Below are 24514 nucleotides of genomic sequence, written 5' to 3'. Positions count from 1 at the left end.
TGGGGCTTACTCCCTGACGGGCACCTCAACTTTAATGTATTCACCTTCACTGTTTAAGACGGCGATTGCTTCTGCTGTAGGGATATCATTAATGGCGTATAACTTGCTGCCTTCAGAGAAAGTAGTGGAGAAGTTGTTGGGAGTATCTGCGATAGGCTCCAGGGATTGTAATGTGATTTCGCCGATTTGTTCCCCTACATCAGTAACCTGCGTTTTCGTAATTTGATAAATCCGGTCATTCCATTTGACACATGGAAAGGCAATGGACCCCGCAGTGCGGACCTCTACGTGTTGACTAGAGGGACCCGGCTGCGGGGTTTGTACTTCTTGGCCGGCAGATGAGCAGGCAACGAGGAAAATTACGCTTGCGGCAACAATGAACTTCTTCATTCGTCTGGTTTACTCCTTTCAGTAAGCTTATAGATGGAAAAACGTCACTTAATTATCTTGGCGATACCCAAGCAGCAACATTAACTGGAAAAACGTCACTTAATTCTGCCCATATCTCCGATATCCCGTAAGATGGGTTAAATTAAGTGTTGTTTATCCAACTGCAGCTCCATTTAGGAAGATTTCCCCGGAATTAGTTGACGTTTATCCACTTGTTAGCTTGTCTTGAATTTGTTTTATTCACTCTCGCTGTCAGGCAGTGTATAGGTATGCACAGTTTCTTTGCTGCCGTCCAGATAGTTAACAGTGAAGGTGAACACATTGCCCTCACGTTTGGTGAACTTAATATGGTCCCCGGGGAACATATAATCTATTTGCTCCACATCAAGCTGCCCTTCAGCACTAAGCAGCTCTTTGTACAGCAGGGTTTGCTCGCCGGTAGTACGATTGACGAGTGTCAGGAGGGCTGTATCCAGAGGGCGGACCAGCAGGACATCCTTGAAGACAGCTTCGACATTATAGTAGACATCTTTCGTGACGGTTGCACCCATCAGGTGCGGTAAATCAATTGTTTCACTGACCGCTCCCGTTCCATCCTCAATCAGCCGCAAAGTCTGCCCGTCATTCAATACCAGCTTCCCCTCAGACCACTGGGCGGCTGTGCCGAAGGAGGTGTAGGTATCTATATGCCCCTGACGAATGACGCTGCCATTTTTCAAAAGATAGGTGTAGTACCCGGCATGCAGATGCGGTTCGCCGTAAACATTGCTTACACGCAGCAAAGTCAGGCCTGCAGGTGTATGCTCGAAGGTGAAGTCAATAACATCCAGACCTCTGCCCAGCGTAGCAAGCTTGTGCTTCGTGTTCTGCTTGGTGGTGAGGTACAACTCACCGCTGTCAAGGGATAGGGAATACACTCCGCCCTCGAAGGTTTCCGAATAGCTGCGGTACATATGCAGATGATTGATCAGCAGAGTCTTCTTTGCAGAGTCCCACCGGACAGGTCCCCCTTCAAGTGCCGCTGCAATAAATTTAACAGGTACATACAGCTCTTGATTTGACATATACGGAGTGCCGCCTAGCGGAACCTTCTGCCCGTCGAGCACACCGGTGGAGCTGCCCAGCTGCACACTGAAGCTTTTATTCCAACCGCTGAATGTCGCAGTTTTAGCCGCATTGTTCCACAGGATCTCAATTCCGGTAGCTTTCACCAGATTGGCAGGCATGTAGGAGATTCCATTCTTGATCTGTGCGTTCCCCACTGAACTCCCCGATATACCGCTCTCACTGCTATAGGTAAAGTAGATCTTTACCTCAGAAACAGACTTGGCGGAAGCCGGGACTGCCGGTGTGCCCGTTGCCATTGCAAGCGCAAGTGCGGGGAGGAGTAATATTTGCCGGGTAATCTTCATCGTTCCCATCCTTTCTATGAAAGCGTGATTGCCATGGCTCTGGCATTAATCTTCTGTTCCATATAGACGAATATATAGACGAATATAACCATGGAAGGTTTCGGGTGTTTGTAAAAATATGGACGAAGTGATATTGAGTATGCCCACTCTCCTGTGGATATGCTACTATGTTGTTTAGAGTGGCAGAATAGCGCTTTCATCCGAAAAGGAGCAAATCATATGACCAAAGAGCTTTGGCTTAATCTCCCTGTAAAGGATCTTAACCGTTCGCGGGAATTCTTCGGCAAGCTGGGGTTTGCGTTTCATCCGCGGCATGAAGGCAGTGATGAGATGGCGGGACTAGTCATCGGGGATCAGAAAGTACTGGTAATGCTGGTTCCGGAAGCAACGTTCCGCAGATACACCGGGCAGGAGATTGCTGACACCTCTCAAGGGACAGAAGTTCTCTTCTCTATCGATGCTGCCAGCCGGGAGGAAGTAGACGAACTTGTCCGTAAGGCGGAGGAGGCGGGCGGACATGTTTTTGGCAGGCCGAAGGCGGCGGGCGGAGGCTGGATGTACGGCGCAGGCTTCGCTGATCCCGACGGACACCGCTGGAATGTGCTCTATATGGATATGGATCAGATACCCGAAAGTTGAAATAAGGGAAAGTATACACTGCATGCAGGGGGAAACAAAGATGGATGTATTAGAAACGCAGCGGTTAATCTTACGGGGCTTCAGAGCAGAAGACGGGGACGATCTGCATGCCTATCTCTCGCAGGAAGAGGTTGTGAGATTCGAGGCTTACGGCGTATATGACCAGGCTGCAAGTAAGGCCGAGGCAGAGCGGCGGGCAACCGATCACGCCTTCTGGGCCGTATGTCTGAAGGACAGCGGCAGATTGATCGGGAACTTGTATTTCCAGCAGCAGAACCCGCCGCAGTTTCAGACCTGGGAGCTGGGCTATGTGTTCAACAGTAACTATCAAGGAAAAGGCTATGCGGCAGAGGCTTGCCGTGAGCTGCTGGCGTACGGCTTCGGCACGCTTGGAATCAGACGTGTAACCGCACATTGTGATCCGGATAATCATCCGTCATGGCGGTTGCTCGAGCGGCTGAAGCTGCGCCGGGAGGGGCATTTTCTGCAGACAGGTTATTTCAAGCCTGATGAACAGGGCAACCCGGGATGGCATGATACTTATGCCTATGGTGTGCTTGGGAGCGAGTGGATGAGTATGAACCAAAGGGATGATGTTAGCGGCAGATCGCTGTGAGGCTGGCGGAATTCGTTAATTCTCTATACTAGATTCGTTTCCGGCAGGATGGAGACTCTTAAGTTAGCACTAAGGGCATAAATGTTGTACGTTGTGCAGCTTTGATCCCTGAATATCTGCGTGTTCGGGAGGATTGTTGTAGGAAATACAACAATAGTTCTGCTAAACCGCCAAGTGGGGGAGAAATGTTGCATTTTCTACAACAATATTGGTTTTTGGACTGGTATAGTGAGGAGAATGTTGTATTACGTGCAGGATTTTAAAAAATTTTCAAAGCTATAGCCCCACAGCCCCACTGTGTGGGGCTATTTCACGTATACGGCAGCGGCTTTACATTCAGTTTATGTAAATCTTCAAGTGAGCAAATACTCGTCTCCTATAGTAGTTAAAAAAGTAGTTAAAAAATAAACTATAGAGTACAGGAGTGACAATCACTTGAATTCATCCAGTAAAGCCATCCTTTCTCTTCTCCTCGCCGCAGAGCTTGCGGCCGGATCCGCATGGGGCGCAGGCCCGGTAGCCGCCGCCCCTTCGATACAGCCAGGCACTCCGTATAATGCTTCCGGCAGCTATGATGTAGCCGTTCCGCACATTGTCGTCAACCAGATTTACGGCGGCGGTGATGCCGGGACAACAGAGGGCTACTTCTCCAAAGGCTTCATTGAGCTATATAATCCTACAGATGCGGATGTGAATCTCAGCGGCTGGTCGGTGCAGTATTCCGATCCCGGCATGAACGGTGCCTGGAGCAAGCTTGCCCTGACCGGTACCATTAAAGCACATGCCTCCTACCTTATTACGGACGGTAAAGTGAATCCCGTCTATCAAAGTGACCTCAGCGGCAAGGGGGATCAGAGCTGGGACGAACTTCTTTTTAATAATAAAGGCATGAAGGTGGTCCTTCTTAGCAGTTCCGCTCTGCTGGAGAATGCTAATCCGTTCCTGGACAAGTCGCCGGCTTATGTAGATATGATCGGCACAGCTGGCAATGACAACGGTGCTATGATCGATGGCTATGAGGCGGATTATCCGACGGGCAAAACCGGCGGGACCTCCAAGCAAAAGTCAGTGCGACGTACGGATTACGTGGACACGGACAACAATAAAGCGGATTTTGCGCAGATTTCATTCGATAAGCTGGATGGGGCAGCGATGAATCAGCTGAAGCCGCATAACAGTGCCGATGGCGCCTGGGGGATAACGGCTCCTGCCCTGGGCATAGCGACCGCTTCCTTGCCTCAGGCGACTGCAGGGGCGCCCTATTCCGTATCGCTCTCGGTATATGGCGGAACACAGCCGTATTCCTACACGGCAGCGGGCCTGCCTGACGGGCTGAGCATAGACTCCGTATCCGGTGCAGTTAGCGGTACTCCGCTGAAATCCGGAACGGCAACGGTGAGTTTCTCTGTATACGACAGTGCAGCTCCTTCCAACAAGGCTGAAGCGATGCTCCCGCTGACGGTCCAACCTGAGGCTGCTCCGCCTACGGAGGATGTCATCAGCATCACCAAAATTGGCGGGTATGCGGTTGGTACGACCAGTGAGGATGGCGGTGTAGCCGAGATCATTAAGTACAACCGCGATAACGGGAGATTCTACCTTGTCAACGGCTCAACCCATCCGGCATCGGTGGACATCGTGAATCTGAAGGATGGCATTCATCCGGAGAAGGAAACCAGCATCAATGTTGAGCAGCTGTCAGAAACGGGGGGCTTCAGCTACGGTGACTTGACGAGTGTCGATATCAACACGGCCACCAAGCGGATTGCTGTTGCTGTACAGGAAGAAGATGCGCTGAAGAACGGTAAAGTGCTTGTGCTGGATTATGACGGCAGGCTGCTGGAACAATATGAAACCGGCGTACAGCCGGATATGCTCAAATATACGGAAGACGGCCGTTATATTCTTACGGCAGACGAGGCCGAGCCCCGTACACTTGCAGGTGATCCTGAAGGCAGTGTAACGATCATCAATACGGCTACCAAAGCAGTGAACCTTGTGAAATTCGACGACCCCGCGGTTATTGATGACCTTGTGCATATCCGTGGTGCTGTTGACCCTAAGACCAAGCTGATTACCGGGAAAGGGAGCAAGGCGGATGCTATACGCGATCTGGAGCCGGAGTTCATCGAGCTGTCCGGGGATCAGGCAACAGCGTATGTCTCGCTTCAGGAGAATAACGCGATTGCCGCGGTTGATGTTGTCTCCGGGAAGCTGTTGTGGGTCAAGGGCCTTGGATTCAAGGATTTAAGCAAGCCGGAGAATAAGCTTGATTTGTTAAATGACAGCACGATCCGTCTGGAGAATGTGCCGTTTAAAGGAGTCTACATGCCGGACGGCATCAGCCAATACACAGTAAACGGCAAAACCTATTTGTTCACAGCCAACGAAGGGGATGCCACCGAATGGGACAGCAAGGAGAATGCAACCAAGATCAGCAAAGTGAAAGGCCTGCTAAACCCGGAATCAGCTGCGGCGCAGTTCCTGAACGGCACCACTAAATATGACGGGGTAGAAGTGATGTCGGATATGGGCAATGAGGACATCTATCTGTACGGAGGCCGTTCTTTCTCAGTATGGGATGCGGCGGACATGACGCAGGTTTATGACAGCGGCAGCGATTTTGAGCAGATTACTGCGGAACGTCTGCCCGGCTATTTCAATGCAAGCAACAGCAACACGACACTTGACAGCCGCAGCTCCAAAAAAGGGCCGGAACCTGAATATGTCAAGGTAGGCATGGTCGGGAAAAGGGCGCTGGCCTTCACCGGACTAGAGCGTATCGGCGGTCTGATGACCTACGATGTAACCAATCCCGGGCAGCCGCAGTTTGTGAATTATATCAATTCCCGTGAATTCACGCCTAAGAATAATCTGGAGACCGACACCGGACCGGAAGGGATTGATTTCATCCCGGCAACGGCCAGTACGACCGGACTGCCGCTCGTGCTGGTCGCCAACGAGGTTGGGGGAACGGTTGCCGTCTACCAGCTGAACGTGACGAAAATTACACTGGACCAGTCCTCGCTGTCTCTGACAGCCGGAGGAACGGCAGCAGTGCTCAAGGCGACGGCCCAGGCCGACGGAGGCATGGAGGGCGCGCTCAGCTGGAGCTCTTCCAATGCTGCTGTCGCTTCTGTCGATCAGACAGGCAAAGTAACACCGCATGCCGCGGGAACAGCTGTTGTCTCGGTGTACAGTGCAGACGGCTACGGTGTAGCTGAATCTCAGGTGACGGTTGCGGCTGCTGGTCCGGTTGCCAGCTTACCGGGGGCGGGTTCTTCCGGTGGAAGCGGAGCCTCACCAGCTGCAGCAGGGGCTGCAAACGCAACTGCTGCAGTTACTATAGAAGGCGGAAAAGCTGTCATGGAACTGAAGGGACAAGCTGATGCAGAAGGCAAACTCAGCTTGTCGGTAACCGCTGCTGAAGTGGCAGCAGCACTTGAGACCCTGAAGACTTCAAGTGCAAGGGAGCTTGTATTGCATATCATTTCGGGTCATGCGGCCGAAGCGGTGTTGCTGAAGATTCCAGCCGCAGCATGGGCTCAGATTGCCGGCAGTTCACTGGAGGCAGTGAGTGTGACCGGAGGACCCGGTACAGTTACCTTCGACCGGGCTGCCTTCTCCGCCATTCATGCGGCGGCAGGCAACGAAGATGTCAGCCTGACCATCGCCAAAGCCGATATCGGCAGTACCTTGACCGGTCAGGAAGCGGCGGGTTCAGCCAGCATCATTGGCACCCGCCCGGTGCTAAGCCTCACGGTTCAGGCCGAAACGCAGACGCTTTCGAGCTTCGGTGAAGGTAAGGTGGATGTCAGCATCCCTTATATACTGGCGTCCGGCGAAGACGCCAATGCGGTTGCTGCCTATCAGGTGAGCGCAGGCGGCGAACTCGTTGTCCTTCCGGGCAGCAGCTATGATCCGGGGAACGGCCTGCTCTCCTTCCGCACGAATCATTTCTCGGTGTACGCGGTTGGCTACAATAAGCTTGTGTTTGCGGATATGGGAAGCAGTTATGCCAAGGATTCCATTACGTATCTTGCGGCACGCGGTATTGTTACCGGGGTCTCCGCCGAGAACTTTGGCCTGAAAGACAAGCTGAGCCGCGGCGATGCCGCGCTGCTCCTGGCCCGTTTGGCCGGGGCAGAGCTGGAGTCCTCAGCTGCCGGCAGCTTTACGGATGTGAAGCCGGGGGACTATTATGCGGCCGCTGTGGATTGGGCGAATCAGAGCGGAATTGTCCAAGGAACGGGAGACGGAAGATTTGAGCCCAAGGCACCGGTCACACGCGAGCAGCTTGCGGTAATGATGATCCGTTTGTCAGATTCATTAAAATGGAGTCTGCCGGCAAACGGCGGATCAGCAGCCTTTGCAGATCAGCCGTTGATTAGCCCTTATGCAGTGGAAGCCGCAGCTGCTGCAGTGCAGGCCGGCATTCTTTCCGGTCAGGCGAGCGCTGACGGCAGTGTCAGCTTCGCACCGAAGGCAGCCGCTACACGTGAGGAAACGGCGCATATGTTAGCCAAACTGCTCAAAGCAGTGCAATAATAAACCATTTTAAATGATTCCTAAGAGGTGTTTAGAGGCCGTGAAGCGGCTTCTGGACACCCCTTTTGCCGTTAATGGGAGCAGTTAGATGCATCATGGAAAAATCCGGGACTTCAGGATAAGCTACAAGGGACAAATAAGGATGAGGATGGAGCGTGGAGCTGACCATGAAGATCAATCGTTTGCTGGGCATCGTAGTCTATCTGCTCAACCGGGAGACCGTCAGCGGGCGGGTGCTGGCCGGGAAGTTCGAGGTCTCGGCGCGGACCATTCAGCGGGACATTGAAGCGATCAGTCTGGCCGGGATTCCCGTAGGTTCGCTGCAGGGGCTGAACGGGGGCTACTACATCATGGACAGCTTCAAGATGAACAGGCAGCTGCTTCAGCCGCAGGATTATGCGTACATTCTGGCAGCGCTGAGAGGTTTCGTGTCCGGCTATGACAGCAGGCAGGCTCAGGATACGGTGGAGAAAATGGTTGCGCTGTCGCCGGATAAAGAGGCGGTTCCGCAAGCTTTTCAGCTGAATCTGGGGGTGCTTCAGGAAGGTGTGGGGACCGGCGAAACCATCGCTGTACTTGAACAAGCCATCCGTGAGAAACATGCTGTCCAGTTCCTGTATACGAATGCCCATCTCAAGGCTTCCTGCAGACGGGTAGAACCGCTGCTGTTGACGTACAAGTGGTATGCCTGGTATTTATTTGCCTATTGCTGTGAGCAGGAGGATTACCGCCTGTTCCGTCTGTCGCGGATGCGTGATATCTTGCCTCTGCCCGAACCGTTCCCTTCGGATCATGGAGATGCGGAGCTTCTGCTGGCTGGGCATGGTGACAACCGGGTCTATATTAATATTAAGCTGCTCTGTCCGGTAGAGTATAGAGTGCTGCTGGAAGAGGCTTTGCCGAATGCCAGATTGCTGGAAACACGCGGGCAGAAGCTGGTGATGGGCTTTACGGTACCCGGGGAGGAGCAAGGCTGGTTCGGCATTATCCTGCAGCACAGCCATCAGGTCACTGTTCTGGAACCGGAGTCACTCCGGGAGAAGCTGCTGGCCAGGGCCAGAATGATTCTGGATACCTATAGCTGAATGGCGACATAATGCTGTCTTATATAGCCCTGTGGTGGCCGCCTGCCGCTTTGGTCCTATGCTGCCGCTTCCTGATTGCGTTTTTATAGTAAATAATTCGCATGATTTGCATTAGCCCTTCCATTCTCCCCTTTGGAGTACAGGAAGGGCTAAATTTTTTGCTGAACAATGTCGAAAAAAAGAGTAGAGCTACGATGACATCTGCGTATAGAATAGATAAGCGCAGATTTCTTTTGCAGAATGATAAATTGATTGAGGCAAGGGTGGTAACGTCAGATGGATACACATAAAGCCAACACATGGTTAGGAGGATTGGCCGTCTACATTGTTGCCTATTTGGCAGCTGTGCTGCTGGATAATCATCTGATGTTTGGAATCGTCACAGTCATAGCGCCTATGCTGGCCTGTCTGTATTACCGGATATCCGGCCCGCCTCCCGCGCTGCTGAGAAGGCCCTTCCGGCTGATCAGTTACGGGTTCTTCCTGTGGATGATCTGTGATGCGCTGCTGCTGACAGGGTTATACGGCTTCCATTTCTCAGCTGACGACACGTCAACTTTCACCCTTACCGCACTTACGCTCTATTCGGTCACAAGAACGATTATTCTTGTTGCAGTCCTGCAGATGTATGGAATCTTCAGACAGGGCATCAATAAATTACAGGTGCTGTGGGATCAGATCACAACGCTCGAATGCATTGTGGGCAGTATCTGGTTTGTTTTGTTTCAGGACGGGTCATTCCGTTTGGCGGATATGAATTACCGTACCCTGATCCTCTTCTTCTATCTGCTGGCCCCCCTGCTGACCCTGGCCTCACTGATGCTGATCTGGGTATACATGAAGCGGGAATACCGTACAACGGGCTTCAAGCTGCTGATTGCCTCCATTGCCCTGGTATCCTCCGTGGATCTGGTCCAGGCGCTGAATAATGGGATTATGTCCGGCTACCTCATAGACGGGCTCTATAAATTATCCATTGTGTGCATAGCCGCAAGCTGGATTCTGGTGCGCCAGTATCCGATACAGGCGGAGCAAGGCATTGCCGAACCCCAGCCCGTGACGGAAGGCCGGACCTTGAAGAGCGGAGTGCTGTTCATGGCGTATCCGGCACTGATTTTTATAATCAAAGGTTTCTCTGTATATGTGTTTCTATATTTCACCATCATTATCATGGCTTATTTCATCGTCCGGCTGTATGCCAAACAGATCGCCTATACGAGAAAATTGCTGGACACCGAAAGGGAGTACAGCGAGAAGCTGCGGCTGTACATGGATGTGGTTGAACAATCCCCATTGTCTATAGTCATCACCGATATGGATAGCCTCATCGAATACATAAACCCTTATTTCACAGAAGTTACTGGTTATTCCAAGGAGGAGGCCGTCGGCAATAAACCGTCGATTCTGAGGTCGGACAAGAACCAGGCTGAAACGTACCGGAATATGTGGGAGACGCTGATACTTGAAGGCAAATGGCAAGGGGAATTCATTAACCGTAAGAAGAGCGGGGAAGAGTACACGGAAGCCGTCATTATCTCTTCTATTAAGAATGAACGGGGCCAGACCACGCATTATGTGGGCATTAAGGAGAACGTCTCGGAATATAAGCGGATCAAAAAAGAGCTGTCGGACCAGCTGTATTTCACCTCCCAGCTGGTGGATACTTTACCGCATCCGCTATTCTATATGGATGCCGAAGGGAACTTTCTCGGCTGTAATACGGCCTATGAAGAAGCGTTCCAGGTATCCCGTAAGGTCTTTACGGGAACTCCGATGAGCCGGCTGCCGCATCTCTCGCAGGAGGGCTTCGGAATTCTGAGTGAGATGAAGGATGAAGTGACGGCCAGCGGACTGCCGGCGACCCGGCAGATCCAGCGTAACTTCGCCACGGGAGAAGAGCATGATATTCTCTATTCCCTGTCTGCTTACCGGTTATCTGACGGTACAGTGGGCGGTTACCTGGGGATTCTGACAGATATCAGTGATCTGAAGCATAAAGAGAAGGAGCTGCTCAACAGCCGCAATTTCCTGGATGCGATTATCAACCATATTCCGGTCATGATTAACGTCAAGGATGCGCAATCCTTGAAGATATTCAAGGCAAATCAGGCGGGAGCGTCCTTCCTCGGTATGACTCCGGAGGAGCTGGAAGGCAAGGATAATTACGATTTGTACCCTGAAGAGCTGGCGGGCAAGCTGAACGGCAGTGACCGGAAGGTACTGGAGACGGGCAGGCTCTTCAGCGAAATTGAGATTGTTACCGATGATGCCGAGCTATGCAATCTGAAATATGTACTGGCTTCGAAGGTGCCGATTCTGGATGCAGAGGGGAAGCCCCTCTATCTCCTTAGTGTGTCCGAGGATATTACTGAAGTGAAGCGCAAGGAGGAGGAGCTGAAATCCGCGCTTAATCTGGCGGAAGAGGCGACAGCTGCCAAATCGCAGTTCCTGGCGAATATGAGCCATGAGATCCGGACACCGATGAATGCCATTATCGGGATGGCTTACCTGGCGCTGAAGACAGAGCTGGATCCCAGGCAAAGTGACTATATCTCCAAGATTCATAATGCCGGAACCTCACTGCTCGGTATTATTAATGAAATCCTCGATTTCTCCAAGGTGGAGTCGGGGAAGCTGGAGCTGGAGAATATTGATTTTGAGCTCCCGGATGTGATCGGGAATGTGGTGGATATCTCAGGACAGGCTGCACTGGACAAGGGGCTGCAGATGTCCGTTCAGCTCCCTCCGGATGTTCCGCGCCAGCTCAGCGGCGACCCGCTGCGGCTGGGGCAGATTCTTACTAACCTTCTGAGCAATGCCGTTAAATTCACCGAGAAGGGTGAAGTGGTTATTCTGGTAGAGAGAATCAGCATGATCGACAGCATGACGAAGCTTAAATTCAGTGTGCAGGATACAGGGATCGGCATGAGCAAGGAGAGTGAAGGGAAGCTCTTCCAGGCGTTCACCCAGGCAGACAGCTCAACGACAAGAAGATTCGGCGGAACGGGACTGGGCCTGGCCATCAGCCGGAAGCTGGTGGAGATCATGGGCGGCAGCCTGTGGGTCGAGAGTGAGGAGGGGCAAGGGAGTACCTTCGCCTTCACGGCCTGGTTCGGAATTCCTGCTGTGCAAGACTCAGGGGCAAGGGCAATGAGAGATGAAGCAACTGGTGTGAAGGACAAGGATTACGGCCTGTCCGGTGTGCGGGTACTGCTGGTGGAGGATAACGAGATTAATCAGCAGATTGCGGAAGAACTGCTGCTAAGCCAGGGAATGATCATCGACATTGCCGGCAACGGAGCGGAAGCCGTGCAGAAGATTGAGGAGATGTCCGCGGATCAGCCTTATCAGCTGGTGCTGATGGATCTGCAGATGCCGGTCATGGACGGGTTCGAAGCGGCGCGGAGGATCAGGGCCGCAGAAGCTGAGCTGCCGATCATTGCCATGACCGCAAGGACCATGCAGGAGGAGCGGGAACGAAGCTTCACGGCAGGTATGAACGGCCATGTGGCGAAGCCGGTCGATCCGGATATCCTTTTTGCCAAGATTAGCAGGTGGACATCAGATGCTTCCAGGGAGGAGCAGCCGGATTACGATGAACGTGAGCACGGCCGTCCGCAGGAGGCGCAAGGGACTTCCGGATTCCGCATAGAAGGTATTGATACGGAGAACGGCCTGAGACGTGTCGGAAATAATGAGGCGTTATATATACAGCTATTGCTGAAATATTCAGAGAGCCAGCGCGATACCGCCCGGAAGCTCCGCAGCTTCATTAAGCAGGGGGATGAGGAAGCCGTGTATATGCTGGCTCATAGTCTGAAGGGAGTTGCCGGGAACCTGGGGGTAAAAGAAGTGCAGAAGCTTGCCGATTCGCTGGGCAGATTGCCGAATTATCATGAGCAGCCTGAGAAGCTTGAGGCGCTGGTGCTGAGGCTGGAGGCGGCTGTGCTGGAGAGCTGTACAGCGATTCGCGGGCAATGGGGGTCTGACGAGCCCTCTGCCGCCCTGATGGCTGAGCTTGATCCGGAATCGGTTGCACAGCCGCTGGCTCCTATGGCCGGGAAGCTGCTCGGAATGCTGATGGACAGTGACAGCGAAGCCGTTGATTATTTCATTTCGGTGCGTAGCCAGCTTGCAGGATATATGCAGCCAGAGAAGCTGGTTCAGCTGGCTGACTGTCTGAACCGGTTCGAATATGAGGCCGCCATAGAAATGATTGAAACGGTAATACAAGAAAGTAATTATGAACAGAGGTTGATATAAATGCTGGACACTAGACCTGTAATCCTGGTAGTTGACGACACGCCGGACAATATCTCACTTCTCAGCGGGCTGCTGAAGGAGCAATACAAAGTAAAGGTAGCCACCAACGGGGAAAAAGCATTACAGGTGGCCAAAGCCTCACCTCCTGATCTGATCCTGCTGGATATTATGATGCCGGTTATGGATGGCTACGAGACCTGCCGCCGGCTTAAGGAAGACGGGGAGCTGAGAGAGGTTCCGGTAATCTTTTTGACGGCCAAGGAAGAGGTGGAGGATGAGAATCTGGGATTTGATCTGGGGGCCGTAGATTATATTACGAAACCGATCAGTTCGCCGATTCTGCTGTCCCGTGTCAAAACGCATCTCACCCTGAAGCAGTCCAAGGATTTCCTTGCGGACAAGAATGAGTTCCTTGAGGCAGAAATCTCCCGGCGGATTAAGGAAATCTCACTCATCCAGGAAGTCTCGGTTATGGCGATGGCGGCGCTTGCCGAAATGCGTGACTCGGAGACCGGCAATCACATTCAACGGACGAAGCTCTACATTGAAGAACTGGCCACCCAGCTAAGCCGGACGGGAAAATATGCGGAGGTGCTGAGTCCGGAGCATATTAACCTGATTGTGACTTCCGCGCCGCTGCATGATATCGGCAAGGTGGGCATTCCTGACCACATCCTCCTGAAGCCGGGGGCGCTGACCCGCGAGGAATTCGAAGTGATGAAGACGCACACGACACTCGGCAGGGAAGCCATTCTGCGGGCAGAACGGCTTATGGACAAGCCGGAGACTTTTCTGCGTTTCGCCAAGGAAATTGTCTATTCCCATCATGAGAAATGGAACGGAACCGGATATCCCGAGCAGATTGCCGGTGAACAGATTCCTCTGTCAGCCCGGCTGATGGCGGTAGCCGATGTCTACGATGCGCTTACGAGCAAGCGGGTATATAAGGATGCAATGCCGCATGAGGAGGCGGTCGGCATTATAGTAGGCGATGCCGGAATACATTTCGATCCTGACATCGTGAAGGTATTCATGAAGAACAAGCATAAATTCAAGGAAATCGCCGAGCGGTATACCAGCGAGCTGGCAGGATGACCGGTCGTGGATTGGACAATTTTAAGGTTATACAGATCAATCTGGAGGACCGTTCGCTGCATATACGGATTGCGCAGATTGTTTATTTTGAGGGGGCGCTGGCTTCGTATGTGTAGGTTGGCGGTATGAAATAAGCAAAAGGCTATAAGCTATAAGCTATAAAGATCTTTTTCCATCCCTTACGGGGTGGAGGAAGGTCTTTTTTTTAGAGTCGATTTGGAGCCGCCTACCCGGGGGAGCATCTGCTGCTTCGTACGCCTTGATTAGGGGCTTAAGAGAATGAGAGTGGAGACGAGCCGAATGTATGCGAAAAACCGAATACAATGTGCCAATGGTAAGGTAGACGAGCCGAGTTATTTTACTTTTGAGGTGCCGCTTGATTCGCCCTCCGGGCGATTTTGTTATTGCTTTGGAGTTAAGCACCGTTATTTGGGGGGGAGAGGGCTTGAGGCGGAAATGAAGGGGATAAATGGATGCTTGCTTTAAAGTGCACTTTAAGGATTATGATGGTTCTGAAGGCGAAGGCGCTGAGGCAGGTGAGTTTGTCGGTTCCTATTAGTTATGTAGAGCCGGGTAGCCGGCCATGCGCCTGGAAAGAAACTTTACTTAGGAGGTACAACTATGCACAAGTATATAAATAGCAGCGCAACACCACAGGCTCCGATTGGGAGCGGTTTTGGTGCCGGGACTACGGCGGAACAAGTAATCGGCAACCTTAATTTGAGCGGGAAAATAGCCATCGTAACCGGCGGATATTCCGGCATTGGCCTGGAAACTGCACGTGTACTCGCCGGTGCCGGAGCTACAGTCATTGTACCGGCACGGACACCGGACAAGGCCAAGGCTGCAGTCGCAGGAATTCCGCGTCTGGAGCTTGAAGCCCTTGATCTCATGGACCCTGCTTCCATCGACAGCTTCGCCCGGCGTTTCCTGGATTCAGGACGGCCGCTGCATATGCTGGTTAACAGTGCCGGCATTATGGCTGCACCGCTGGCGCGGGATACCCGGGGCTATGAATCCCAGTTTGCCACTAACCACCTGGGGCATTTCCAGCTTACGGCCAGGCTCCTGCCGGCATTGAAGCAGGCAGCCAATGCCCGTGTCGTATCCGTAACATCGCGGGCACATCGCCTGGGCGGTGTCGATCTGGACGATCCTAATTTCATCCACCGTGAATATGACAAATGGACCGCCTATGCCCAGTCGAAGACGGCAAATGTGCTGTTCGCCATAGCATTGGATGAGAAGGCTAAGGGTCAGGGAATCCGGGCCTTTGCAGTGCACCCGGGATTAATTCCATCCTCCGGCATCGGGCGCTTCTTGGAAGCGGAAGAGATTGGCGTCAAGCCGGTCCCGGAGGCGCAGGATGTGAAGCATGAACAGCCGGCTGGCAGTGCCGGAGCTGACCGGATGAAGACGGTGGAGCAGGGCGCGGCAACCAGCGTCTGGTGCGCAGTAAGTGAACAACTGGCAGGTATGGGGGGAGTCTACTGCGAGGATGTTGATCTGTCCGAAGCTGTCCCGGCTGGCAGTGTGCAAGGCTCCGGGGTATGGCCCTGGGCAGTAGACCGGGAGATTGCGGAGCAGCTGTGGACGCTCAGCGAGAAGCTGACGGGAGTGAAATTCGCGATTTAAGCGGATATTCTGCTGCGGGAATACAGCGGACGATTCGCAGGTGAGAAGCTAGTGTAAGCACAACGCTGGCTCAGGGCACCCAGGTACTCAAGCGCTCAAGCTTGACTTAAAGTGCATTTTAACCCCTATACTATAAGAAAAACTTGATCACTGCCGTGATCTGAGGGAAGTGACCGCTTTGAGTATATTGATCAAAGAAGCTGCGGCCAAGCTGGGGCTCCCCGCCCATACCATCCGCTATTATGAGAAAGAAGGGCTGCTGCCTTCTCTACAGAGGGACGGGCAGGGGAACCGTGTTTTTGAACAGGGTGATCTGGACTGGATCTCGCTTATGACCTGCTTCCGGGCTACAGGAATGCCAGTGGCCGGACTGAAGCAGATCGTTAACCTAGCCGCAGAAGGAGATTCCACGATACCCGAAAGGCAAGCAATTCTGGAAGCCCACAAGCTCGAGCTTCAGCGCAGACAGGAGGAGCTGGACCGGGCTTTTACAGCGGTAAATATGAAGCTGTCACGGTATGAGACAATTCTGAAAGGCCAGCCGGACCCCGATGCCGGTAACCCTATGGGATTGTGCTGAGCCTAGCTTTTATAGGGCATTGAGCTTCTGAACCCAGTCAAATATAGCTTCACCCACTGCCTGCGGCTGCTCTTGTCAATATAGTGGAGACGGTGGCCGTTCACTTCCGCGTAATGCGAGTCGAATGGGAAGTCCGCGCGGATAGGAGGGGTGTCAGAACGAGCTCCGCCGGTTGATTAGTTGGTGGCAGTTCCACTATACTTCAAATTTAAGTCTATTTCCGCAAAAAAGACACTCCCGGGTCCGGGAGCATCTTAGGAGTATCGTTATACTATTTTCTTAACAATAATATTCAAATATATACAGACCTAACCCTCACCCGCACCATGACCCATAGTAGAAATGAATTGGGAGCTATTCAGATCTGTTGTGAATCCGATACCTCCAACCGGTAAAATAATTACAAGTAGCAGACTAAACGAAGTTAGAAACATGATGAACTTTTTGGTCATTTGGATCCTGCACCTCTCTAATTAGAAATTTATACTGCACTTGCTCTTCTTCGCTGGCCTCATGCCGGTGCTGCTCAAACAAATTCACACATTTAATGATTAGGCTTTCATTATTGATTCTAACGGATGATTCCAAACTTTTGAGTATTACGCTAATTCCATCGTGCCGTTTGTTGTGCAGATTATACATGGCTAGCTCAGTGAGGAATCTGGCATGCTGGTCTGCAATAATCTGATGATTATATTTGCCGAAGCCGGAGTTGTAAGGTTCATAAGGAACATGCTTGGAAAACCTGGCAAGAATGTAATCTATATTCCATCCGTAGCGGTTTGCTGATTTAATGATATTATAGACAGCTGTAAAAACCTGGCCCTCGTGGTTAGAGATATAGTCTACATAATCCTGCAGCCCCTCATATTGCCCGGCCATTACACGATAGAGGTGGGTGTTTGCCGTTCCCCAAAGCTTAAATTGAGCTAACGTCTCCCGGACCTCATCACTGTCTTCCTGTATCCAGTCTGCCTCCATATATTGTGGAATAAGATTCAGAGCCGCTGTATAGTCCCCATACTCTTCCTGCACACTGGAGCGCATAAGATAGGAATATAGAATGTAGAAGTATAACGGTTTCTCAGGAGCTTTCTCGCTTCTGTCCTTGCGGCCGGAGGGATGCTGGAAATTGTAGCTGAGCGTAGCCAAACGGAGCATTTCCAGTGCCAGCTCATCTACCTTGTCCCACTTGTGCAGTGAATAATAGACATGCATCAGGTGTTTCAGCCCATCCAGCTGATCCGCTACCTCTAACCGCTCAATATAGCATTCAAAAAGAAGAGCCGCCTGCAGATTGAGGACTTGGCTGTCACCAATGGAAATGCGGAATAAGCGGTATTGGCAAATAGCAAGCCGTTCGGAATGCTGATACTTCTCACTTGCACTCACATTCTTGTACAGAACCGCTGCTGCCTGCCATTGGCCCTCCTGAAACAAGCCTTCGGCTACTTCAAACAGCATGGGTGCATAGATTAAATTGTCGAGCAGATTCCTAACCACAAGTTCAATACAGTCAAGCCGCCCAAGCGCTGCTGAACTCAGAATGAACGGGCGCAGACGCCGCCAGGTTGGTGCTGAATGATAGAAGCATTCGTCCACATACAAACTATAGAAATGGTCCTCCGGTACTCCCATTCCCCGGGTAATCAATTCCAAATGACTCATGGCGATCGGCTGCTGGCCGTTAAGCAAACGGCTGAGCGTTCCCGAATTAATGCCGGTCTGTATGGAGAATTGATTAATGGACATATGCTGTGCAGAGAGATAAGCCTCTAAATGACTGCGAATCGTGGCTGCAGGCTCCAAAGAAACACCACCAATCCAATACCATAATTTAGGTCCTTAATGTTATAAGTGTATAATATGCGCCATTATACCACCGGTCAAGAGTGTGATTGGTAGAAACAGTGAACAACAGGAAAAAGCATCCCCAATGTAACAGGAACGCTCTCCCGAATTTTTGCAGCTGGTGATAAGAGACGCTTAGCTTCTGAAGCTGGACTAGGCAGTGAAAATACCCGCCCCTCCTTTGCTCTTCCGGCTCTCGATCACCTCTTCGTAATCCTTGATCAATCCGTCGAAAATATGCTCCCAGGAACGTCCGAGCGCGAGGCGCCGCCCTTCCCGGCCCATAGACGCCCGCAGTGCATGCTGGGCGGCTAGGGTACTAATTCCGCGTGCCAGCGCTGCCGGATTACGGGGTTCGAACGGATTCCCGGTCACACCGGGAACGACCAGATCCCTGGTGCCGCCTGCATCTGCGGCGATGACCGGCAGCCCCGAAGCCATGGCTTCAAGCACGACATTGCCGAAGGTTTCCGTGCAGGAAGGGAAGACAAACAGGTCGGCTGAAGCGTACAGCTCCGCCAGCTCTTCGCCATGCTTCGCACCGGTAAAGGTTACGTTGTCCGGTGCCTGTGATCTGAGCTCAGGCAGGAGCGGCCCGTCTCCGACAATCAGCAGCTGCACACCGGAGCGTACGGATTCCGGCAGAAGCTGCATGGCGAGCAGCAGGGTGGTGATATCTTTTTCCGGGGCAATCCGTCCGACATAGAGCATAACCAGAGGCGCGCGCATACCATACCGCTCCCGCAACTCTACACCTCGTTTCTCAGGAGAATAGAGAGTGCAGTCGACGCCTCTGGACCACAGGCGCAGTCTCATGAAGCCCTCTGCGCGCAGCGAGGCTAATGTCTCCTGGGAAGGGGCCAGCACAGCATCGCAGGAACGGTGAAACCACTTCATATATTTCCAGTAGAGCGGGACAATTCTTCTCATTTTGTAATATTCCAGGTAACGGTCGAAGTGGGTGTGGTAGGAGGCGACATGAGGGAGCTGCTGCTTGCGGGCATAGCGGAGGCCGGATAAGCCGATGTTGAACGGGGTGGCCAGATGGATCAGATCAGGGGCGAAGGCCGTTAGCTCACTTTGAATAGAGGACATGCCCGGCAAGGCCAGCCTGCACTCGGGATACAGAAAAAACGGGATGCTGGCGATGGGGCGGACGGGATCTGGGTAGCTGCTCTCCGGTGCGGACTTAGGGGTAAACAACAGATGCTCAATCCCCCTGCGGTGCAAATGACCGGTTAACCGGCTAAGCGTGCGGGCAACACCATTGGTCTGCGGAAGAAACGTGTCCGTGAATAGAGCCAGACGCATCGGAATCCCTCCCTGTATTCTTGTTGCCTTGAGCTTAGCAGGCGAATATTTCATGGAGATCAACCGCAGGTTAAACATCTGGCATAGAGGAAGATTGGGGAGTTTCGAATCTGCTTTTTTTCAAGAAGGGGTGGAGCGGGTATACATAGGTATCAGGAATGAAGGAGGTAAGAGGATATGAATAAAGATCTGCCGCCAGAGGTTCCACCGAAGGTTGTACCCGAAGTGAAGCCGGACATGATCCCTGAACCGGGACCGGTTGTAATTCCGCCGGAGGTTCCTCCACAGGAGCAGCCGGAAATTATTCCGCAGACCCCGCCGGAGATTATTCCGAGGGAGCCTTTGTAATTGTTGATATAAGCCGGGCATGGAACGGCATCGGAATAAACGCGGTACCGGAACAACATGGAGATAATAGGAATTACATTGGGATGATAGGAACATTACGTGACAATAGGAACAATACCAGTGATTATAGAAATAGTACGTATCAATAGGAAGAATATAGGATGGATTACGGGGAGCGTCCGGGAAACCGGGCGCTTTTTGGCTGCTTGGGAGATTATACATTTGGAATATTGCGATAACTCAGTTTGGAGGCGCTGGAAGCGGGCGGGATGATGTTGTTCCAAAGTAAACGTTGTAGTTGCTTCGCGCCAGTAATATGATTTGTCCTTTTCGCTGAAGCGGACTGAGATTCCGCTATTTCAGCAAAAACCCTCCATATGAAGAGTATGCGGACTGAGAATCCGTTATCTTGTTCAAATGGGACTGAAATGAGGGGGAGTCGGACAAATAAGCGATTCTGAGTCCGGTTGGGCGGGAAATCTGCTTGTTTTGCTCAAATAGCGGATTTTCAGTCCGCTTCATCAGCTGACGGGTCATGAAGTGACCGTCAAGCGCGGCCGGAAGCGGCGAAGTTACTTCAAAGCGCCGCCAGGAGCGCCCAAGTTACTGCGAAGCGCGGCCGGGAGCGCCCAAGTTACTGCGAAGTGCCGCCGGGAGCCGCGAAGTTTCTGCCAAGCGCCCACCCGTTCCCCGCGCCGCCTCCTGGGCGGCTTCATTGCCCGGTTGAAGCGGCGGCAGAGCCGGATGAGACGCCGGCTGCGATCAGCTGCCAGGCAGGCTGGTCCAGATGGGCTCTGCATATTGGTTCTGCAGGTTCATGCTGCATTCCTTACCCGTATCATAAGAGCGGTCGCCCAGTACTGTGATGAACTGGTCGAGCTTGTGCCTTGCCGCGTCGTCGTCCGTACATTCCAGCCAATCAGCGAGCGCGGTGAGCACGGTCCGGCCTTCCTCCAGCGCCTGCTCCCACAGCTCCCAGACAGATTCCGTCCGGACCTCGGAATACAGTGCGGAATGCCGCCACTCGGAGTGCCGGTCATTCAGATAATCCAGCTGCTCTTCATGGGCAGTCAGCTTCCGGGAGAACAGACGGCGGGTACGGCCCCAGGCTAGGGCCTTCTTCCAGCCCTTCGGATCATAAAGACATCTGTGAGCCAGCACCATATCCCGGTAGGAGCTCTGCCAGATCTCGGAGGGCAGCTTGCCCATGGCTTCCGGGTAGTGCCGGAGTGCAGTGGTGTGAAGAATATGATGAACCTGCTCAGACAGCCGGGGACCTGCGTCTATTCTTGTCCAGGCGGCATTCTGCCATGTATTGACGCCCCGCAGCCGTTTCATGAACAAGGTATCCAAATCGATTTCGAACCGCTGGTGATCGCGGAATTTGTAGCCTGCCTTCCAGTTAATGTACGGATGCAGGTTCCGGTCCAGCAGATGATGGGTCAGGAAGCCAAGGAAGTAGAGCCGGGCCTGGTCCGCCTTCGGTCCTTCGAGAGTCCGCGCAGCTTCCCAGCAATCAATAAGCACAGGCCCGCAGTGCTGCGTATGCATCAGATCCCCGAGATGGAGGGCCCCCGCATCCTTGCTCCAGGGCAGAAAACTATGATACAGCAGGAAATCCGGGCCCTGACAGCCGAGATTATACAACTGTTCCTGCGGCTGAAGCTTATGTAAGAACGGGAACCGGCTGCGGAATTCCCCGGCCAGCTGTTGCCCGTATTCGAGATGCATCCAGATATTAGGCATGATTAATCCTCCTACAGGTTTTGTGAGCTCAGCTTAGTTATGATCTGAATCCATTGTAACGCCTGCATGTTAAAACAAAATGAGAAATGTGGATGAATTTTATTCCACCTGTAGACATTGCAACGGGCATAAGAGTATTCTTATATGGCTTTAATACAACCACAGCTATGAATTTACAACTGGCATTAGGAGGTACGTACGTATGAAGTCCAGTCTCTCTGACCTTATTAGAATACCTCCGGGATTCTGGGCAGGCATAAATCACTTAGGAATTGCCTCCCGCGACGTGGCCCGCCATGCACAGCTGCCGTTATCGATAACAACGGAATCCTCAGTCACCACTGCCCAATATTTCGCAATCTGGCAGGCGTATTCCGAGCTCACCGGAGACACTGCAGAGGGGATCATCAAGCTTGCAGCCGCCTTTGAAACCACGCAGTACCCTCCGACCGTCTTAGCAACGTATCACGCCCGTGACTACCGCGATGCTCTATACCGGATGGCCAGATACAAGCAGCTGTGTCCTCCCGAAAGCCTGCGGATCACGGAGGAGAACGGGCATTGTACAGTTGAACTGGAATGGCTGAATACCGAAGCATCCGGTCCTCCGGTGCTAGCGGGGATCACTTTGGCCTTTCTTCTGGAGCTTGGGAGGAAGGGGACAGGCCGTCCCTTGAAGGCACAGTCCGTCGAATTTACGCAGTCCATGGGCGATGAACGGGTCCTCGAAGCCTACTTCGGCTGTGCAATCCAGGCAGGCGGGCAATGTAACCGGCTGACGCTGCATCGAAGTGATCTGGATCTTCCCTTTGTATCGTATAACGAAGAGCTGCTGGAGATCCTGACACCCGCTCTGGACCGGTCACTCGTTGAACTACATGACAACCGCTCTATTACCGGAAGAGTCAAAATGGTCATTAAACACAGCCTCGCAGGAGGATGCCCCGGCATTCAGGCCGCTGCGAAGCAGCTTAAGATGAGCGGCCGGACCCTGCAGCGCCGGCTGACTGACGAAAATACGACCTTCAAGCAGCTGTTGACAGAAGCACGGCATGAGCAGGCCCGTGAGTATCTGGCAGACCCTTCGCTTGATATTAAAGAAGTGGCTTACCTGCTTGGCTACGAGGACCAGAACTCATTCTACCGTGCTTTCCGTCTGTGGGAGGGGGACACTCCTTCGAAGTGGCGTGCTGAGCATCTTCCGGATGCCGGCATTTCGTGAGCAGTATTTTTTGGCGTGATAAACAAGAAGTTTGGCACATGGGGCTAGTTACTGAATAATCCCGGCGGGGTACAATAATCACTATCCGGAACACAGGAATGTTCGAATAAGGAGAAGTGGATTATGGATATGGGATTAAATAATACAACAGCATTAGTTACTGGATCTACGAAAGGCATAGGGAAAGCCATTGCTATAGAACTTGCCAAGGAAGGCGTTAACGTATTGGTCAATGGACGAAATTACGAAGAGGCAGAGCGGACCGTCAGTGAATTGAAGATGAATTTCCCGGACACCACTCCTCAGAATGCCGCTGCTGATATAGTGGACGCTGCACAAAGACAAGCTTTATTCGCGAAATTCCCCAGCGTTGATCTTCTGATCAACAATATGGGCATTTATGAATTGATGCAGTATGAGGATGTTGACGATGACATATGGGAGAAGTATTTCCGTACGAATGTGCTTGCTGCAAACGGATTAACGAAATTATATATACCTGGAATGTTGAAACAAGACTACGGCCGTATCCTCTTCATCGCCAGTGAAGAAGCCGTCATGCCTTCAGGACAGATGCCTCAATATGCAATGACCAAATCCATGCTGCTGTCCTTGTCCAAGAGTCTGTCCAAACTGACAGCAGGAACTGAGGTCACGGTTAATACAATCATGCCTGGACCTACATTGTCTGAGAATGTGCAGCAAATCATTGACGGGATGTATCCTGACGAGAAATTGACGTTTGCAGAAAAAGAGAAGAAATTTATGGCTGCAAGTCTGCCGCAATCTGAATTACAGCGTTTCATCAAGCCTATGGAGATCGGCAGGCTGGCTGCTTTTGTATGCAGTCCCTATGCGGCAGCATTTAAAGGCTCTCCAATCCGTATGGATGGGGGAATGGTGCCGGTTATTTACTGAAGGAGGAGGATGTATGGATAAACGGTTAACATTCAATGAGGATGCGGCGAATTACGATAAATGGAGACCGGCTTATTGTGCGGAATTATTCCGGGACATTATAGCGTATTCCCGGATCGGGCAGGGCGGGAAGGCTATAGAAATCGGGATCGGAACGGGCCAGGCTACCCGGCCTTTTCTGGAAACGGGCTGTGAATTAGCGGCCATTGAACTGGGGGCAGACCTTGCGGAATACTCACAACTAAAGTTCCGGGAACACAAGAATTTCAGAGTGCACAATACGACATTTGAAGAATTCACAGGCCCGGACGACAGCGTAGACCTCATTTACTCCGCTACTGCATTTCATTGGATTCCAGAGGACGTTGGTTACCCGAAGGTTCGTGAATTGTTGAAGAAGGGCGGAACATTGGCCTTATTCTGGAACCGGCCTTTTGCAGCGCGGGAGGATGACGAATTACATCAGCTTATTCAGCGTATTTACCAGCAGTACAGGCCTTCAAACACCAAATTGATCGAACATGATACGGATAGATACAATACCATCTCACAGAATCTGCATACCTACGGGTTCAGGGATGTTCAGCTCAAGCTGTATCACCTAACCAGAAGCTTCTCCTCGGCGGATTACATTGCCCTGCTTAATACATATTCAGACCATAGAAGCATGCCGTCTGCTATTAAAGAGCCGTTTGAGGAAGAGATCAGAGCGGCGATTATGAAGTCCGGTGATGTGTTAACTATTTATGATACAATCGACCTGCATTTGGGCAGAAAATAAAGGATTTCCGATTATCGATTTCTGCTAGCTTGGCGGAACAGGTTATCTGTAACGACAATAAAACAGCGGCAGCC

At 52.1% G+C, this 24514-nt stretch carries 17 protein-coding genes; 12 read left to right on the top strand and 5 right to left on the bottom strand.

The annotated features are described in order from the left end of the window. Positions 1-6: 6 nt before the first annotated feature. Positions 7-390 (bottom strand): hypothetical protein, encoded by a 384-nt coding sequence (locus NSQ73_RS21135; protein ID WP_340988043.1) that lies wholly within the window; start codon positions 388-390, stop codon positions 7-9. 236 nt (positions 391-626) lie between these two features. Further along, positions 627-1802, bottom strand: coding sequence for a copper amine oxidase N-terminal domain-containing protein (locus NSQ73_RS21130; protein WP_340988041.1), 1176 nt, complete (start codon positions 1800-1802; stop codon positions 627-629). Between the two features lie 219 nt (positions 1803-2021). On the opposite strand from NSQ73_RS21130, the gene NSQ73_RS21125 reads away from it, so the two are divergent. The 8 genes from NSQ73_RS21125 (at position 2022) to NSQ73_RS21090 (ending at position 16263) form a co-directional block, all read left to right on the top strand. Then, on the top strand, positions 2022-2441 hold the full coding sequence (locus NSQ73_RS21125) for a VOC family protein (protein WP_042135519.1): 420 nt from the start codon (positions 2022-2024) through the stop codon (positions 2439-2441). 40 nt (positions 2442-2481) lie between these two features. Beyond that, positions 2482-3057: a GNAT family N-acetyltransferase gene (locus tag NSQ73_RS21120; RefSeq protein WP_340988040.1), complete on the top strand. Its 576-nt coding sequence runs from the start codon at positions 2482-2484 to the stop codon at positions 3055-3057. A gap of 435 nt (positions 3058-3492) precedes the next feature. Beyond that, complete coding sequence (locus NSQ73_RS21115) at positions 3493-7605, top strand: choice-of-anchor I family protein (RefSeq protein WP_340988039.1); 4113 nt, start codon at positions 3493-3495, stop codon at positions 7603-7605. Between the two features lie 155 nt (positions 7606-7760). Next, entirely contained in the window at positions 7761-8690 is a 930-nt protein-coding gene (locus NSQ73_RS21110; protein WP_340988037.1) for a helix-turn-helix transcriptional regulator, read from the top strand. Between the two features lie 276 nt (positions 8691-8966). Next, the gene (locus NSQ73_RS21105) at positions 8967-12953 is read left to right on the top strand and encodes a PAS domain S-box protein (protein ID WP_340988035.1); all 3987 of its coding nucleotides are present in this window, start codon (positions 8967-8969) and stop codon (positions 12951-12953) included. After that, a complete protein-coding gene (locus tag NSQ73_RS21100; RefSeq protein WP_171718558.1) occupies positions 12954-14048 on the top strand; it encodes a response regulator in 1095 nt (364 codons plus the stop codon). A gap of 621 nt (positions 14049-14669) precedes the next feature. Continuing rightward, the gene (locus NSQ73_RS21095; RefSeq protein WP_340988034.1) at positions 14670-15683 is read left to right on the top strand and encodes an SDR family NAD(P)-dependent oxidoreductase; all 1014 of its coding nucleotides are present in this window, start codon (positions 14670-14672) and stop codon (positions 15681-15683) included. Positions 15684-15861: 178 nt separating this feature from the next. Continuing rightward, complete coding sequence (locus tag NSQ73_RS21090; protein ID WP_042135528.1) at positions 15862-16263, top strand: MerR family transcriptional regulator; 402 nt, start codon at positions 15862-15864, stop codon at positions 16261-16263. 414 nt (positions 16264-16677) lie between these two features. On the opposite strand, the gene NSQ73_RS21085 is transcribed toward NSQ73_RS21090, so the two are convergent. After that, entirely contained in the window at positions 16678-18072 is a 1395-nt protein-coding gene (locus NSQ73_RS21085) for a helix-turn-helix domain-containing protein (RefSeq protein WP_336101282.1), read from the bottom strand. Positions 18073-18267: 195 nt separating this feature from the next. Continuing rightward, on the bottom strand, positions 18268-19425 hold the full coding sequence (locus tag NSQ73_RS21080; RefSeq protein ID WP_340988033.1) for a glycosyltransferase family 4 protein: 1158 nt from the start codon (positions 19423-19425) through the stop codon (positions 18268-18270). 177 nt (positions 19426-19602) lie between these two features. On the opposite strand from NSQ73_RS21080, the gene NSQ73_RS21075 reads away from it, so the two are divergent. After that, positions 19603-19773, top strand: coding sequence for a hypothetical protein (locus NSQ73_RS21075; protein WP_160311840.1), 171 nt, complete (start codon positions 19603-19605; stop codon positions 19771-19773). A 762-nt stretch (positions 19774-20535) separates the two neighbouring features. Here the strand turns inward: NSQ73_RS21075 and NSQ73_RS21070 are convergent. Continuing rightward, entirely contained in the window at positions 20536-21519 is a 984-nt protein-coding gene (locus tag NSQ73_RS21070) for a zinc dependent phospholipase C family protein (protein ID WP_340988032.1), read from the bottom strand. Between the two features lie 202 nt (positions 21520-21721). Between NSQ73_RS21070 and NSQ73_RS21065 the strand changes: the two genes are divergently transcribed. The 3 genes from NSQ73_RS21065 (at position 21722) to NSQ73_RS21055 (ending at position 24440) form a co-directional block, all read left to right on the top strand. Beyond that, on the top strand, positions 21722-22741 hold the full coding sequence (locus NSQ73_RS21065; RefSeq protein WP_340988031.1) for an AraC family transcriptional regulator: 1020 nt from the start codon (positions 21722-21724) through the stop codon (positions 22739-22741). Between the two features lie 123 nt (positions 22742-22864). Beyond that, positions 22865-23659 carry an SDR family NAD(P)-dependent oxidoreductase gene (locus tag NSQ73_RS21060; protein ID WP_340947003.1) on the top strand — a complete coding sequence of 265 codons (795 nt, stop codon included), beginning with the start codon at positions 22865-22867 and terminating at the stop codon, positions 23657-23659. A gap of 13 nt (positions 23660-23672) precedes the next feature. Then, complete coding sequence (locus tag NSQ73_RS21055) at positions 23673-24440, top strand: class I SAM-dependent methyltransferase (protein ID WP_340988030.1); 768 nt, start codon at positions 23673-23675, stop codon at positions 24438-24440. Positions 24441-24514 lie beyond the last annotated feature (74 nt).

This window comes from Paenibacillus sp. FSL R10-2736 (assembly GCF_038000245.1).
Classification (GTDB): domain Bacteria; phylum Bacillota; class Bacilli; order Paenibacillales; family Paenibacillaceae; genus Paenibacillus_AQ; species Paenibacillus_AQ phytohabitans.
This window is presented reverse-complemented; position numbering and strand designations above follow the sequence as displayed.